The organism is Citrobacter sp. Ce129 (genome assembly GCF_030334545.1).
GTDB classification, from domain to species: Bacteria; Pseudomonadota; Gammaproteobacteria; order Enterobacterales; family Enterobacteriaceae; genus Citrobacter; species Citrobacter europaeus.
Genome location: NZ_JAOWDS010000032.1, coordinates 1 through 236, shown reverse-complemented (window position 1 = coordinate 236; position 236 = coordinate 1). Strand labels below are relative to the sequence as shown.

General features: G+C 49.2%; 1 pseudogene. It reads left to right on the top strand.

What is annotated here, in order from left to right:
• Positions 1–236: pseudogene (locus OGV77_RS00830) on the top strand (T6SS immunity protein Tli3 family protein); the annotation flags it as partial.

Genomic DNA, 236 nt, shown 5'->3' with positions numbered 1-236 from the left:
CCTTTTGACGACCCGCGTCTGGCGCCGGGTGGTCCGGGTATAGATTATCAATACTTTGATGACACGTATTATCTCTACAAACCGGGCAAGCATAAATCCAGTGGCGAGTATGTGGACGGTCATACCAGTCCTGAGTTTCCAGGTGCTGCGTGGGGAACGGTGGTGTTTATGAAAGCATCTTTAGCCCATTTAACGGAAGGTTATAAGGCCAACTATCAAAACCTGCCGGACAAAGA